This is a genomic window from Amycolatopsis sp. Hca4 (assembly GCF_013364075.1).
In the GTDB taxonomy this organism is placed as follows: Bacteria; Actinomycetota; Actinomycetes; order Mycobacteriales; family Pseudonocardiaceae; genus Amycolatopsis.
Genome location: NZ_CP054925.1, coordinates 786,039 through 800,248 on the forward strand (window position 1 = coordinate 786,039; position 14,210 = coordinate 800,248).

At 71.8% G+C, this 14,210-nt stretch carries 10 protein-coding genes and 3 pseudogenes; 5 read left to right on the top strand and 8 right to left on the bottom strand.

Annotation, left to right across the window (positions count from 1 at the left end; genetic code table 11):
• Positions 1-3: 3 nt before the first annotated feature.
• The 4 genes and pseudogenes from HUT10_RS03170 (at position 4) to HUT10_RS03185 (ending at position 5,663) form a co-directional block, all read left to right on the top strand.
• Positions 4-1,014, top strand: a complete 1,011-nt coding sequence (locus HUT10_RS03170) for a LacI family DNA-binding transcriptional regulator (protein ID WP_254896636.1) — start codon at positions 4-6, stop codon at positions 1,012-1,014.
• A gap of 46 nt (positions 1,015-1,060) precedes the next feature.
• Positions 1,061-3,357 (top strand): annotated as a pseudogene (locus tag HUT10_RS03175) (glycoside hydrolase family 3 N-terminal domain-containing protein).
• Entirely contained in the window at positions 3,354-4,583 is a 1,230-nt protein-coding gene (locus HUT10_RS03180; RefSeq protein ID WP_254896637.1) for an SGNH/GDSL hydrolase family protein, read from the top strand. Before HUT10_RS03175 ends, HUT10_RS03180 begins: the two are co-directional and overlap by 4 nt.
• Positions 4,584-4,805: 222 nt before the next feature.
• Positions 4,806-5,663 (top strand): Asp23/Gls24 family envelope stress response protein, encoded by an 858-nt coding sequence (locus tag HUT10_RS03185; RefSeq protein ID WP_176169785.1) that lies wholly within the window; start codon positions 4,806-4,808, stop codon positions 5,661-5,663.
• A gap of 26 nt (positions 5,664-5,689) precedes the next feature.
• On the opposite strand, the gene HUT10_RS03190 is transcribed toward HUT10_RS03185, so the two are convergent.
• The 7 genes and pseudogenes from HUT10_RS03190 to HUT10_RS03210 form a co-directional block, all read right to left on the bottom strand.
• Positions 5,690-6,244 (bottom strand): dihydrofolate reductase family protein, encoded by a 555-nt coding sequence (locus HUT10_RS03190; RefSeq protein ID WP_176169786.1) that lies wholly within the window; start codon positions 6,242-6,244, stop codon positions 5,690-5,692.
• A gap of 67 nt (positions 6,245-6,311) precedes the next feature.
• The gene (locus HUT10_RS03195; protein ID WP_176169787.1) at positions 6,312-9,389 is read right to left on the bottom strand and encodes an ATP-binding protein; all 3,078 of its coding nucleotides are present in this window, start codon (positions 9,387-9,389) and stop codon (positions 6,312-6,314) included.
• Positions 9,389-10,018: a hypothetical protein gene (locus HUT10_RS03200; protein ID WP_176177647.1), complete on the bottom strand. Its 630-nt coding sequence runs from the start codon at positions 10,016-10,018 to the stop codon at positions 9,389-9,391. Before HUT10_RS03200 ends, HUT10_RS03195 begins: the two co-directional genes overlap by 1 nt.
• A gap of 79 nt (positions 10,019-10,097) precedes the next feature.
• Positions 10,098-10,580: pseudogene (locus tag HUT10_RS52045) on the bottom strand (CATRA system-associated protein); the annotation flags it as partial.
• 203 nt (positions 10,581-10,783) lie between these two features.
• A complete protein-coding gene (locus tag HUT10_RS50410) occupies positions 10,784-11,539 on the bottom strand; it encodes a hypothetical protein (protein ID WP_254896638.1) in 756 nt (251 codons plus the stop codon).
• Between the two features lie 8 nt (positions 11,540-11,547).
• Positions 11,548-11,628, bottom strand: a pseudogene (locus HUT10_RS52050) (hypothetical protein); the annotation flags it as partial.
• 3 nt (positions 11,629-11,631) lie between these two features.
• A complete protein-coding gene (locus HUT10_RS03210; protein WP_176169788.1) occupies positions 11,632-12,201 on the bottom strand; it encodes a toll/interleukin-1 receptor domain-containing protein in 570 nt (189 codons plus the stop codon).
• 242 nt (positions 12,202-12,443) lie between these two features.
• Here HUT10_RS03210 and HUT10_RS03215 point away from each other — a divergent pair, with 242 nt between their 5' ends.
• On the top strand, positions 12,444-13,418 hold the full coding sequence (locus HUT10_RS03215) for an SEFIR domain-containing protein (protein ID WP_176169789.1): 975 nt from the start codon (positions 12,444-12,446) through the stop codon (positions 13,416-13,418).
• A 153-nt stretch (positions 13,419-13,571) separates the two neighbouring features.
• Here HUT10_RS03215 and HUT10_RS03220 read toward each other — a convergent pair whose 3' ends face one another.
• Positions 13,572-14,159, bottom strand: coding sequence for a TetR/AcrR family transcriptional regulator (locus tag HUT10_RS03220; protein ID WP_176169790.1), 588 nt, complete (start codon positions 14,157-14,159; stop codon positions 13,572-13,574).
• Between the last annotated feature and the right edge of the window lie 51 nt (positions 14,160-14,210).

The following is a 14,210-nucleotide window of genomic DNA, read 5'->3' on the forward strand; positions in this document are numbered from 1 at the left end:
CCGATGCAGCCCAGTTCCAGGGTGACCATCCGTGACGTCGCCGCCCGGGCCGGCGTCTCGGTGGCCACGGTTTCGAAGGTGATCAACGAGCGCTACGGCGTCTCCGCCGCGACGCTCGCCCGAGTCCGCGCCGTGATCGAAGAGCTCGGTTACGAAGCGAGCTTGGTGGCGCAGAGCCTGAGAAACCACCGGACGAACGTCATCGGCATCCTGGTCGCCGACCTGGAGCCGTTCTCGACGGAGCTGCTCAAGGGTGCGGCGGACGCCATCCGCGGCAGCGGTTTCGAACTCGTCGTCTACTCCGCGGGCGGGCGCACGGGAGACCCGTTGGGCTGGGAGAAGCGTTACCTGTCCCGGTTGAGCGGGACTCTGGTGGACGGCGCCGTGCTGGTCACCCCCACCGTTTCGCTGGACGTCGTCCCGGGCACGCCGGTCGTCGCCGTCGACCCGCACACCGGGCCGTCGCACCTGCCGACGATCGACTCCGACAACCTGCGCGGGGCGCAGCTGGCCACCGAGCACCTGCTCGACCTGGGGCACCGGCGGATCGCCTTCCTCGCCGGACGGCCGGACCTGCAGTCGGCCGAACTGCGGAAAACGGGGTACCTGCGCGCGTTGACGGCCGCCGGCATCACACCCGACGAAGACCTGATCCGGATCGGCGCGTACGACCCGGAGATCTCCGCCGCCTCGGCGCACGCCCTGCTCACCGGCCCCGACCGGCCGACCGCGGTGTTCGCCGCGAACGACATCTCGGCCATCGCGACCGTGGACGCGGCCCGCGAGCTCGGGCTGGCCGTGCCCGACGACCTTTCCGTGGTGGGCTTCGACAACGTGCCCGAGTCGGCGCTCTGCAGCCCGCCACTGACCACAGTGGACCAGCCGATCCGCGAGATGGGGCACCGGGCCATCCGCATGCTCATCGCGCTGATCAACGGCGACGAGGTCGAGCGGACCCACGTCACGCTCGACACCGGCCTGGTGGTGCGGCGCTCGACGCGCGCCCTCCTCTGACCGTTCCCTCCTGCTCACTCCTTCACAGACGAAGGGCGGACCTGCCTTGACCACGCAGCCCACCACGGCCGGAGAGCCGTGGCGCGACCCCGCGGCCGACCCGGGCGAACGCGTCCGGGCCCTGATGGCCCGGATGACCCTGCGCGAAAAGCTCGCCCAGCTCTACGGGGTCTGGGTCGGCATCGACTCCGGCGGCGAAATGGCCCCGCACCAGCACGATTTCGTCGACGCGGCGGTCGACTTCGACGAACTGGTCCGGCACGGCATCGGACAGCTGACCCGCGCGTTCGGCACCCGGCCGGTCGACCCGGTGATCGGGGCGCACAGCCTCGCCCGCACCCAGCGGCAGATCGTCGCCAGCGGCCGGTTCGGGATTCCCGCGGTGGTGCACGAAGAATGCCTGACCGGGCTGGCCGCGTGGCAGGCGACGATCTACCCGGCGCCGCTGTCGTGGGGCGCGACCTTCGACCCCGACCTGGTGCGCCGGATGGCGGCGAAGATCGGGCGGACCATGCGCGACCTCGGGGTGCACCAGGGTCTCGCGCCGGTCCTCGACGTGGCCCGCGACCTGCGCTGGGGCGGGTCGAGGAAACCATCGGCGAAGACCCCTACCTGGTCGGGACGATCGGCAGCGCGTACGTGGCCGGCCTCGAATCGGCCGGCGTGGTCGCCACGCTCAAGCACTTCGTCGGGTACTCCGCCTCCCGCGCCGGGCGCAACCTCGCGCCGGTTTCGGCGGGCCCGCGCGAAATCGCCGACGTCCTGCTCCCGCCGTTCGAGCAGGCGCTGCGTGCCGGCGCCCGGTCGGTGATGAACGCCTACACCGACACCGACGGCCTGCCCTCCGCCGCCGACCCGGCCCTGCTGACCGATCTCCTGCGGGACACCTACGGGTTCGACGGCACCGTGGTCGCCGACTACTTCTCGGTGGCGTTCCTGCACCGCCTGCACGGGGTCGCGGGCGACCGCGCCGACGCCGCCGCGCAGGCGCTCACCGCGGGCATCGACGTCGAGCTGCCGACCATGGACTGCTACGGCGAGCCACTGCTCGCCGCGGTGGAAGGGGGCGCGGTCGATGTCGCCGCCGTCGACCGCGCCCTCGAACGCGTGCTGCGCCAGAAGTGCGAGCTGGGCCTGCTCGACGCGGGGTGGGCCCCGGAGGTCCCCGACGAGATCGACCTCGACGACGCGGAGTCGCGGGCGCTGGCCCGCGAGGTGGCCGAGCGTTCGATCGTGCTGCTGCACAACGACGGGACACTGCCGCTGGCCACGGGCACCCGGGTCGCGGTGGTGGGACCGCGCGCGGACACCCCGGGCGCGATGCTCGGCTGCTACTCCTTCCCGCTGCACGTCGGCGTCCACCACCCCGACGTCCCGTTCGGCGTCTCGGTGCCGACCGTGCTGGAGGCGCTCGGCTCGGCCTACGACGTCACCTACGCGCTGGGCTGCCCGGTCACCGGCGGCGACGACGAGGGGATCGCGCAGGCCGTGGCCGCGTGCGAGGACGCGTCGGTGTGCGTGGCCGTGCTGGGCGACCGGGCCGGGCTGTTCGGCGGCGGGACGTCCGGCGAAGGCTGCGACGCGGCCGACCTGCGGCTGCCGGGGCGCCAGGAGGAACTCCTGGACGCGCTGCTGGACACGGGCAAGCCGGTGGTGCTCGTCCTGCTCTCGGGGCGGCCGTACGAGCTGTCCCGGCAGCTCCCCCGGCTCGCCGCGGTGGTCTGCGGGTTCTACCCGGGCGAAGAAGGAGCCGGCGCGCTGGCCGACGTCCTCAGCGGCCGGATCGACCCGGCCGGGCGGCTGCCGGTGAGCTTCCCGGCGGCCGGGGCGAGCCAGCCGTCGACCTACCTGGCCGCGCCGCTCGGCCGGAGCAGCGAGGTGTCCACTGTGGACCCGTCGCCGTTGTTCCCGTTCGGGCACGGGCTGTCCTACACCCCGGCGACCTGGCTGGACGTCAGCGCGACGGGCTCGCTCTGGCCGACCGACGGCGTCTGCCGGGTGCGGGTGACGCTGCGCAACGACCACGAGCGCGAGACGTCCGAAGTCGTCCAGGTCTACCTGCACGACCCGGTGGCCGAGGTGGCGCGGCCGGAGCGCCAGCTCATCGCGGCCCGCCGGATCACCCTGCCGCCCGGCGAAACCTGCGTCCTGGAGATCGGCCTGCACGCCGACCTGACGTCCTACACCGGCCGCGCGCGGCAGCGCCAGGTCGACCCCGGTGACGTCGAGCTGCGGGTGGGCACCTCGAGCGAAGAGATCGTCGCGACCCTGCACTGCACGCTGACCGGGCCCCGCCGGATCGTCGGCGCGGACCGGGTCCTGACCCCGGAGTTCTCGTTGTGAGACGCCCCTTGGTGCTCGCCGTCCTGGCCGCGCTGACCGTGCTCTTCGTCGGCGCGTCCGCCCGTCCCGCGCCGTCGCACTGGGTGGCGACGTGGACGTCGATGCCGCAGCTGACCGAGCCGGGGAACCTGCCGCCGGCGCCGTTCACCGGCTCCGACCGGGTGCTCGACGACGCGACCCTGCGCGAAACGGCCCAGGTCACCGTCGGCGGCCCGCGGATCCGGCTGCGGTTCTCCAACGCCTTCGGCGGCTCGCCGCTGCCGCTGACGGCCGTGTCGGTGGCGCGTCCGGCGGCCGGTGCCGCCGGTGTCTCCGGGATCGTGCCGGGCAGCGTCCTCCCGGTGACCTTCCACGGCAAGCCGTCGACGACGGTCCCGCAGGGCGCGCAGGTGGTGTCGGACCCGCTGCCCTTCCCGGTGCGGTCGCTGGAGAACATCGCCGTGACGGCCTACCTCGCGCACGGCCAGGCGACGACGTCGATCACCTCGCACCCGGGCTCGCGCACGACGTCGTACCTGCTGGCGGGCAACCACGTGACGGACCTCGAGCTGCCGGGCGCGACCCCGGTCGACCACTGGTACTTCCTCAGCGGCGTCGAGGTGCTGTCCCCGGCCTCGGCGGTGGCGGTGATCGGCGACTCGATCTCCGACGGCCGCGGCTCGACCACGAACGGCAACGACCGCTGGCCCAACGTGCTCGCCGCGCGCCTGCCCGGGGTGTCCGTGGTGAACCAGGCGGCCGGCGGCAACCGGGTGCTGCAGGACGGCCTCGGCCCGAACGTGCTGGCCCGGCTGGACCGCGATCTGCTGGCCACCAGCGGGGTTTCGTGGGCGATCGTGTTCGAGGGCGTGAACGACATCGGCACCGCGGCCCCGGCCGACGCGCTGGCCGTCGCCGACCAGCTGATCGACGCCTACGACCAGATCCTGGTCCGCGCCCACGCCCAGGACATCCGCGTGTACGGTGCCACGATCACGCCGTTCGGCGGCAACACCGGCTACGACGACCCGACGCGGGAGGAAGCACGTCAGCGGGTGAACGCGTGGATCCGCCAGCCGGGCCACTTCGACGCGCTGCTGGACTTCGACAAGGTGGCCCGTGATCCTGCTTCGCCGGCCCGGCTGCTGCCGGCCTACGACACCGGGGACCACCTGCACCTCAACCCGGCGGGCTACCGGGCCCTCGGCTCGAGTGTTCCGGCCGTCCTTTTCCGGAACGACGGGTAGAAATCGTCAAGCGCCAAAAAGAAGACAATTCCCGGACGTGGTTTCCCCCGGCTGATCACCGACAGCCGACCTCGGTCTGACGGACGGTGATCAGCCGGATATCTGTTGGGACACAAGCGAGTCTCGAAGACAGGGGCCCAGTGACGCGCGTCACGGGTCGTCCCCTAACATGTCGCCGTCTCCAGTCCCCACAGGTAGTCGTCGCTCCCGGAAAGGGAAACCATGTCCGACGTCATCAACAGCATCTTCGGCCGCCCCAAGAACGAAAACACCGGCTCGGCCGGGTACGCCTACGGCACGGTCGAGCCGGCACCGGTGGTCGCCGAGGCGCCCGCCGAAAGCGCTCCCGGGACCGACGAGGCGGCCGTCGTCGAGGAGACGGAATCCGCACCGGAGGCCGAAGCCGCCGCGGAAACCGTGGAGGACCAGTCCGAAGCCGGCACCGACGATGCCGCCGAGGCGAGCGACGAGGAGGTCACCGGGGCCGACGAGGAGGCGGTCGCCGAGGACACCGAAGAGGACTCCGCCGAAGCGGACGTGGACTCCGCCGAGGAGGACTCCGCCGAGGACTCCGCTGGGGACGACGACGTCGCCGAGGACGTTGCCGAGACCGACGCCGAGCCGGAAGCCGAAGCCGTTGCGGCGGAGGAGGCGGAAGAGCCGGTCGCCGAAGCGGAGCCGGCGGCCGAGACCGCCTCGGTGACCGAGACCGAGCCGGCGGAAGCCGAAACCGTGGCGGCCGAACCGGTTGCCGAAGCGGAGCCGGCGGCGGCCCGCCCCGCCGCGGGATCCCGCGGCAGCACCACGATCGCCGACGGGGTGGTCGGCAAGATTGTCGTGCGGATCGCCGCGCAGACCGCGGGCGTGCACAGCGTCGCCGAGGACGGCATCACGGTCGAGCTCGCCGACGAGGTCGCCTGGGTGACGATCCCGGTGGTGATCGAGTTCGGCCACGCGGTCAAGGCGCTGGGCGAGCAGATCCGCGTCGCGGTGATCGACGCCGTCGAGCAGTTCCTCGGCCTGGACGTCGAGGTCGTCGACGTGCACGTCACGGACATCCACTTCCCCGAAGCGGACTGACCCGCGCCGCCGTGCGCCGCGGCTTCTCAGCGGCGCACGGCGTACCGCAGGTGCAGCACGTCGCGGTCCGGCAGCTGCCGCAGCAGCTCGAACCCGGCGGGTCCGGTGCCCTCGAACAGTCGGCGTCCCTCGCCGAGCAGCACCGGGACCAGGTGGATCTCCACCTCGTCCAGCCGGCCGGCCCGCAGCAGCGCCTGCGCGGCGCCCGCGCCGTGCACCATGACGACCCGGTCGCCCGCGGCCGCGCGGGCTTCTTCAGCGCAGGCAACGACATCGGTGTAGTAGCGCGCGCTGCCCGGCGGCCGGTCGGCCGGGTCCACGTGGTGGGTCAGCACGTGGATCGGCACGCCGTCGTGGTGGTCGCCGCCCCAGCGGCCGGCCAGCTCGTAGGTCCGGCGGCCCGCGATCAGCGCGCCGGTCGCCAGCGCCTCGCGGTAGACCTGCCCGCTGGGGCCGTCGCCGTGGCGGTCGTCCAGCCAGTCGAAGAGCCGGCCGCCGCCGCGGCCCAGCTCCTGGCCCGGACGGTCGTCCGGGCCCGCGATGAAGCCGTCGAGCGACATGGACATGGAGAGGCGGATCATCGGGGACTCCTCGGGCCGGGTGCGCTTCACCCACGCGTCGAACGAACCCCGCCCGGATCGACCGCCCTCAGCCTGCTTTCGCCCGCGCGATCACCTCTTCCAGCCGCAGCGGGCTCGCCGGGTGGTGGGACAGGCACAGCGGCGTCGCCACCTGGCGGAAGCCGAACGCCTCCCCCGCCACGTAGAACTGCGCTCGTTCGAGCCGCGAGATGTCCGCGACCGGGCTGCCCTTCGCCCTGGCCAGTTCGTTGGCCGCGGCGATCTGGGCCGGGCTGTTGAGGCGGCCGAAGAACTGCGTCATCGCGTTGCCGACCACCTGGTTGTGCAGCCCCTTGGGCGCCTGCGTGGCGAACAGCAGGCCGAGGCCGTACTTGCGGGCCTGGGACGCGAGCACGATGGTGCTGCGCGTGCTCGCCGTGAGGCTCCCGGAGGACGCCAGCGTCTGGGCCTCGTCCATGACGAAGAGCGCGCCCAGCGGCCGGTCGCCGGCGGGGTGGCGTTTGATCCAGGCGAACAGTTCCATCTGCAGCTGGTTGACGAAGTTCTGCCGCTGCTCTTCGGCGGGCAGCCCGACGAAGCTGATCACGGAGACGCGCGCCCGCTTGCCGCCGGCCGGGGTGAGCAGCGTGCCGGGGTCGACGGGCTCTCCGCCGCCGGCGAAGAGCGGGTCGTTGACCATCGCGGCCTTGAGGACTTCGGCCAGGTCGGCGGCGATGCGCTTGGCGTCGTTGAGGTTGCTGACGTCCTCGGGCAAGTCGGACATCAGCTCGACGAGGTCGGGCAGGCTGCGTGACCCGGTCTTCGCGTGGTGGACGACGGCCTGCCGGAGCACGGCCAGCCCGATGTTCGCTTTCGCGGTGGCCCCGGTCAGCCGCACCTGAGGGGCGAGCGTCGCCACGGCGACCTCGACGGCGGCGGTGAATTCGTCGGTGTCGTCGAGAACGCCGGCGAAGTCGGGCAGGGGCCGGAAGGCGAGCGGCCGCCCGGTGGCCCGCCCGGGCGTCCAGACGACGACGTCGGTGCCGGCGAGGTACTGCCGGGCGAGCTCGGCATCGCCGTTCGTCCAGCCACCGGGCGGTTCGGGCCAGGCGTCCCCGAGCCGGGCGAGGTCGTTGTTGGGATCGAGGACGATGGCGGACACCCCGCGCAAGGCGCACTCCTCGACGATCCGCCGCAGCAGCACGGTCTTCCCGGACCCGGAACCGGCGAAGACGGCCGCGTGCTTGCGCAGCGCGGAGAGTTCGATCCGCACGGGCTCCCCCGACCCGACGACGGTCCCGAGCGTGATTTCCTCATCCCCCGGCGGCGGGTGGGTTTCCCCGCCGGCCTTCTCGTTGGCCGAGGGCTGTTCGGGCAGGACGGCGGACAACAGGTCCGACCGGCTGGCGGGCCGCCGGTCGATGAGCCACTCGTGCAGCTCGCGGCCGCCGTTGCCGAGCATCTTCTGCAGCGCCCAGAAGGTCCGCACGTCCCGGTCGGAGATCGGCATCCGTTGCCCGCCCGCCAGCCGGAATTCCTTCAGTTCGAGCTGGGTCTTCTCACCCTTCGACCAGTCCGGCTCGCGGATGATCACCAGGTGCCGGTTGTCCACACCCGGTCGCTGCCCCACCGCGGAACGGGCCTTGCGGAACCGGCTCAACGCGGCCTTGGGGTGCTGCGCCGCGATCGCCCGGAACGCCCAGTGCTCCTGGAGATCCGCGTCTTCGTCGAGTGTCCGGGTGAGCCAGGCGTGCACCTCACCCCGGCCGCTCCGGTGCTCGCAGGACCATTCGAGGTCGTCGTCGCCGACCTCGGTGATCCAGGAACGCAGCGCGGCCGAGAGCAGCCCGGGCATCACCCGGTCCTCGGTCTTCTCGGTGAGCAGCTTTCCGGGCTCGGCTTCGGCCTCGAACTTGGCGAACTGGTCGTCGAGCTCGGCGAACCGGTCGTCCTCCAGCGCGGTCCGGACGGGGGCGACCGGGACCTCGATCTCCCCGTCGAAGGACGTGAGCTCCCGAACCTGCTTGCTGCGCAGGCACAGATCGATGTGGGCACCGATGCGCTTCAGCAGCTCGCGCGGGGTCCACTGCTCCCACGGTCCTTCGAAAGCCGACGGTGCGACGGGCCAGGTCGGATGCGGCGGGTCGAAGCCCATCTGCGCATAGGCCACCCCGAGCCGCTTCTCGACCAGGGCGCGGCCGAGTGCGGCGTCGGTGATCCGGCCGAGCGTCACCGACTCCCGGAACCGGTCGGGGACCGTGCCCGCCGCCTTCACCCTGATCTGCTCCCAGGTACTCGGAAGGCAGGCCAGCACGGTCAAGGTCTTGTGGGTGACCTCGCGCAGGTTCATGAGCCCGTCGGCGATCTGCGCCACGAGGAGGTCTTCCTCGAGGCTGTCCCCGATCTCCTGGGTGCGCTTGGTGGAGCGCGCGACCAGCGTGTCGAGCTGGTCGACGGCGATGACAACCGGCCCGGTGAGGGCCAGCAGCCGGGTGATCTCCTCGACCAGCACCCGGGCCGGTTTCGGCCGCGAATAGATGTTCCACTTCCGGGCGTCGGACGTGAGCTCGGTGTCCCCGTCCAGATAGTCCTCGCCGACGTACCTGGCGGCACGGTCCCGGCTCGCGATGAGCACCAGCGCCCGCGCGGTGTCCTCGCAGTGGTCGGCGACCATTCCGTCCAGGCGCCGCACCCCGTCGATGAACTCCTCCACATCGTCCACGGTCAGCCCGCGGCCGCGCCGGATGGTCGCCGTGACTTCGGCGCTGACCTGCGCGCGCAGGCACACCCGGAGGAGGAAGCTCTTCAGCTGCGACTCGTTCGAATCGTCGAGCCGGGACATCCCGCGCCTCAGCGCCTCGGCCGTGTTCTCCCAGAACGCCTCGGCCGCGGTGACATCCGCGAGGAAGAAGTACCCCCGGGCGCGGTGCACCTGCCGCCGGACGAGCCCGAGGAGGTGTGTCTTGCCGACCCCCTTCGTCCCGCGCAGGACGAGCCCGATCGGGCTGGGCCCGTCGCTCGCGACGGCGTCGCGGATACCCGTGTCGAGGGCGGCAAGCGCGTCGGCGTGCAGCCCGTCGACGTGGTAGGGCGAATCCAGCCAGACGTGGTCTGGCGTGTCCGCCCAGTCGAACCTCAGCGTTGCCAGTGCGGTCAGCTCGTCCATCAGGACACCTCGATCGAGATCAGGTGGTTGTCCTCACCGCCGATGCGAACCGCCGCCGCGCGGTCGGCCGCACTGAGGGCTTTGCGGTTCTCCTCCGGCACCAGGTGCACTTCGCCGGTGCTGCTCAGTTCCTTGAGCGCAGCGTCGACCTCCGCGGCATCCGTGGCACCGAGTTTCGACCGCAGGTCCCCCAGCCCGACCCAGCCACGCGGTTCCTTGGCGAGCTCGCGGTAGGCGATCCGGATGCGTTCGGCGAGCGATGCGGCCTCGGGTTGCGCGAAGATGTCGAACAGCCGCTTGTTCTCCCGCTGCAGGTACTCCGCCAAACCCCCGAGCACCACGTACAGCGCGGTCGCCAACGGACTCTGGCCGCGCTGCGGTGGCGGGCCGCCCATCGTCAGCTCGTCCTCGCACCACGCCCAGCCGCTGTCGCTCAGCACGTGCACGTAACTCCGCCTCGGGCCGGTGCGCTCGCTGTCCACGTAGCCGAGCTTGTTCAGCCCGGTGCGCTCGGTGCCCGTGAGGGTGAAGCCGGCCACCTCCGCCAGCTCCTGGTTGGGCACCTCGCGGCCCAGCACCATCAGCGTGAACATCGCCGCGGTCTGTTTGTGTCCCAAGCGGTCGGTCATCCGAGGTCCTTCCGGTGGTTCGGCTACGTCGTGGTGCGGGCGAGGGCGTGCAGGAGCCGGTCGATCGCGCGGCGGGTCTCCCGGGGTGCCGGGGGTGGTCGTCGGCGTGGGGGGCGCGGGGTTTGGCCGCCACGGTCAGGTCCGCCGCCAGCTCGGCCGTGCGGGCGTCGTCGCCCGCTTCGACCGCTGCCTGCAGCTCGGCCAGCAACTCCGCGACCAGGTCCCAGCGGGACGGGCGCAGCCGGGCGCCGCGGACCTGGGCGAGCAACGCGGTCAGGTCGGCGGCCGGGGCGGGTGACGGGGTGCCGCCCTTCAGCTGGGCGACCAGATCCTCGGCGACACCGGCCAGGCCGCGGGCGCCGACGCGCAGGTAGCGGAGGTTGCCGATGTACCCCGGGAGCCCGGCCGCCTGGGTGCCCTCGGTCAGGATCGGGATCACCCGGCGGTCCTGGCCGAACGACCGCTGCAGGAACAGCTCGACCTCGGCCTGCTGCCAGCGGCTCACCTTGCCGTCGACGATCAGGCACAGGTGGCGTGCGTCGTCCTCGGCCCGCTCCAGCATCGACTGGTCGCCCGACAGCGACTTCACCGCCCGGACGCCCCGCTTCCCCAGTTCCGCGAGCAGCTCGCCGGCGGGCTCGATGACCGACCGCGGGATGCTGACCCGCAGTTCGTGCTTGAACTTGCGGTGGCTCGCCCGCACCGCCGCCACGTAGGCGTCGCGGTTCTCCGCCAGCAGGTCCGTGCGGTCGAGGCGGTAGGCGATCACCGCCGCCACCGTCTCCAGCGCGAAGCCGATCTGGTCGGCGCTCGGCGTCTTCTCCGAAAGCACCGGCAGCTGCTCGCCGAAGCTCCAGTACGACACGTACGGCAGCGTGAGGTGGCGGACATCGTCTCCGGCGCGACGCGCTGGTCGAGCCACGGGCCGTACAGCCCGGCCGTCTCCGCGACGACGGTCTTGCGCCACTCCTCCGACCGGCCGTACTCCTCCCGGCTGTCGAACCTGGACAGCACCGGCAGGACGGTCAGCCGCGAACGGTCGTAGGGCAGCAGGTTCCGCGCGGCGTCGGCGCGCCCGGCGAGCTCCGTCGCCCCGCGGATGCTCTGCCGGTTCGCGGTGAACAGCACCACCAGGTGGTCCGGCAGGTGGGCGGTGCAGATGCCGCCGATGTCGGAGATCCCGGTGCGGCTGTCGATGAGCACGAAGTCGTAGTCGGTGGTCCACTGCTCGCGGCACTTCTCGAGGTATTCGCCGAACCCCTCGTCGTACAGGGCTTCCCAGTCGATCGACTGGACCTGCCCGACGTAGTCCTCGTCCTCGCGCCCGGCCGCGAGGAAGTCGAGCGCACCGCTGCGGCGCAGCCGCAGCGCGTGGGCGTCGGGGGCGAACCGGCCGGCCCGGAAGTCGTCGACGAGGTCGACGACACCGCCGCGGGGCCGCTCCGGCAGCCGCGCCGGAAGTAGTCGCCGAGGCCGGGCGCTTCCAGGTCCCAGTCGAGGCAGAGGACGCGGTGGCCCCACCGGGCGAGCAGCACGGCGATGTTGGCCAGGGTGAAGCTGCGGCCGACACCGCCCTTGTAGGAGTAGAAGGTGAACACCGATCCCGGCATCGGTCAGAACCTCGGTATCCGCGCCGTCGCCGGCGGCTCGGGGTCCGGCGTGTGCACCGGCCAGTCCGGCCGCCAGTCCGGCGCTCGTTCGATGAGGTCTTCGAGCTCACCGGCGATCTGCTGGATCTGCTCGTTGAAGTCGAGGTACGCCGGCGCGGCCTGGAAGTGCTCGAACGGGTGGTTCCACTGCTGCAGGTCCCGCAGGCGCCGCTCGTGGGCCCACGGCGGGAAGTTCCGGGAGTCGCAGAAGATCACCGGGTAGATCAACGGCCGGGTGCGGGTGGTCAGCGCTTCGCGTTTCGCCATCGAATGCCACTCCGCGAGGCACCATTCGTCCCGGAAGTACTTCGGCGAGCACACCGGAACCAGCACCCGGGTGCGCAGCAGCGCGGTGCGGACCTCGCCTGCCCAGCTCGCGCCGGTGCGGACCTGGTCGTCGCAGAATATCCGGACGTCCCGGTAGAAGTTGCTGTCGAGCACTTCGGCCAGCCGGGGCCGGAAATGATTCTTCACCCACGCTGAAATGTCCCGGCCGGCGCGCTGGTAGCTGATGAACACGTCGTACTCGTACACGCGTGCCGTCGCTCCTTCACCGCTCCCCACCAGGCAACGGCCCATCCTAGGCCGGGCCCGCGCGCCGGGAGAAGGCTCCAAACCGGACAGAAAGATGCCAATACTTGGCCACCGGTGGACAAATTCTTCGCCTGCTCGGAAAAGCTTGACAAACGCGCTGGCTGCAGATAGACGACAGGCAGCATTGCGAATGGCCGATCGGCAAGATCGGTGATTCACCGACTCGACGCGAAGGGGCGCCAATGCCCGACCGTGCCGCGCCCCGGGTGTTCGTGACCTATTCGCACGACACGCCGGAGCACAAGAAACTCGTCGAACGGTTCGCCGCGTTCCTGCGCACCGGGATCGGCTTGGACGTCCACCTCGACGCCTGGTACGACAACGTGCGCCGGGACTGGTCGCTGTGGGCCACCGAGCAGCTCACCAAGGCGGACTTCATCGTCGTCGTCGCCTCCCCCGACTACAAGCGCCGCGCCGACGGCACGGCGCTGCCCCACGAGGGCCGGGGCGCCCAGTTCGAGGCGGCGATCATCCGCGACAACCTCACCCGGGACCTGCGCCGCGAAACCGAGCGGGTGCTGCCGGTCGTCCTGCCGGGCCGCTCGATCGACGAGATCCCGGTCTTCCTCAACGCCCACTCGACGACGCGCTACCACGTCGACGAGTTCACCGAAGCCGGCGTGGCCGACCTCCTCGCCGCGATCACCGGGCAGGGCCAGTACCCGATGCCCCGCCGCGGCAGATGGCGCGGCGGGGCTCGCGAGGAGCAGCACGAGCCCGCGAGCGAGGTGCCGTGGCTGCACGCCAGCAAGGGGGTGAAACGCGAAGCCGCCGGCATCGACGGCGTGCGCTACGAGCAGAGCATCGTGCTGCGCCCGACGTCACCGCCGGCCCCCGGTCCGGGCTACGTCGAACTGGACCTCGGCGGCAACTACCGGCGGTTCACCACCGTCGCCGGCGTGCTCGACGACGCCGCGGACCCGTTCCAGGTGGGCCGGGTCCGCGTGGTGCTCGACGGCACCCCGCGCTCCGAACACGACGTCTCGGCGGGCAAACCCGCCGTCATCGACCTGGACGTCACCGGCGCGCGCGTGTTGCGCGTGGAGATGTCCCGGCCCGGCACACCGGCATCTCCGCTGCGGTCCGGAGCGTGGGTCACCACCCCGCGGAACGGGCGACCGCCCGAACTGGCGCTGGGCGATCCGACCATGACCTAGCCCGGCAAGCCGCAGGTCCACCGACCGCAACGCCGCCCATCGGTTTCCCGGCCGCCGCACCGGCTTCCGCGACCATGCCCACCAGCTTCAGCAGCGCCGGCCTCCGCGCACAACGCCGCCGCCGGGATCTCGATCATGAACTCACCAGACCCATCAGGCCGGGCCGAGCAGGGCGATCGACGCCCGCACCGCGACTTCCGTGACGTCGCCGGCCCGCCCGCCGTCCTCCACGGTTGTCGCGATCAGCTCGCGCAGCCCTCCCAGCAGCATGATCGACAGCTGGCGGGACGGCGGGCTGATCCCCGCCGCGCGCAGTGACGGTGTGTCCGTCAGGCGCTGGGTCATCGCGATGAACCCCTCCATCGCGTCGCGCTGCAGGTCGCGGGCCGCGCCGCCGAGTGCGGGGACGTCGCGGATCCAGCTCAGCGTGATCGCCGGCTCGGATTCCGCGCAGGCGATCCACGCCTCGATCGCCTGGCGGACCTGGACCGCCCACGGTGCCTGCGGGTCCACCGCCTCGGAGATCTGGCGGATCATCGAGCGGTTCGCCTCCGCCAGGAGCGCGATCAGGCACTCCTCGCGGCTGGAGAAGTGCTCGTAGAACGTCCGGCGGGACGTGCGGGCGCGGCGGACGACGTCGGCCACCGTGGTGTCGCGGAAGCCCGTCTCGGTGATCGACTCGGCCAGCCCGTCCAGGAGGCGTTGCCGGTGCCGGCGGGTGTCGACGTCCACGGGGATCACGCTATACCCCTCCTCTTGAAACGGGATGGTACACCGGCGTACCGTACCGAC

Coding starts and splice junctions, on each gene's coding strand:
- HUT10_RS03170 (WP_254896636.1), top strand. CDS start 4: ATGCAGCCCAGTTCCAGGGTGACCATCCGTGACGTCGCCGCCCGGGCC.
- HUT10_RS03185 (WP_176169785.1), top strand. CDS start 4,806: ATGTCCGACGTCATCAACAGCATCTTCGGCCGCCCCAAGAACGAAAAC.
- HUT10_RS03190 (WP_176169786.1), bottom strand. CDS start 6,244: ATGATCCGCCTCTCCATGTCCATGTCGCTCGACGGCTTCATCGCGGGC.
- HUT10_RS03215 (WP_176169789.1), top strand. CDS start 12,444: ATGCCCGACCGTGCCGCGCCCCGGGTGTTCGTGACCTATTCGCACGAC.
- HUT10_RS03200 (WP_176177647.1), bottom strand. CDS start 10,018: ATGACCGACCGCTTGGGACACAAACAGACCGCGGCGATGTTCACGCTG.
- HUT10_RS03195 (WP_176169787.1), bottom strand. CDS start 9,389: ATGGACGAGCTGACCGCACTGGCAACGCTGAGGTTCGACTGGGCGGAC.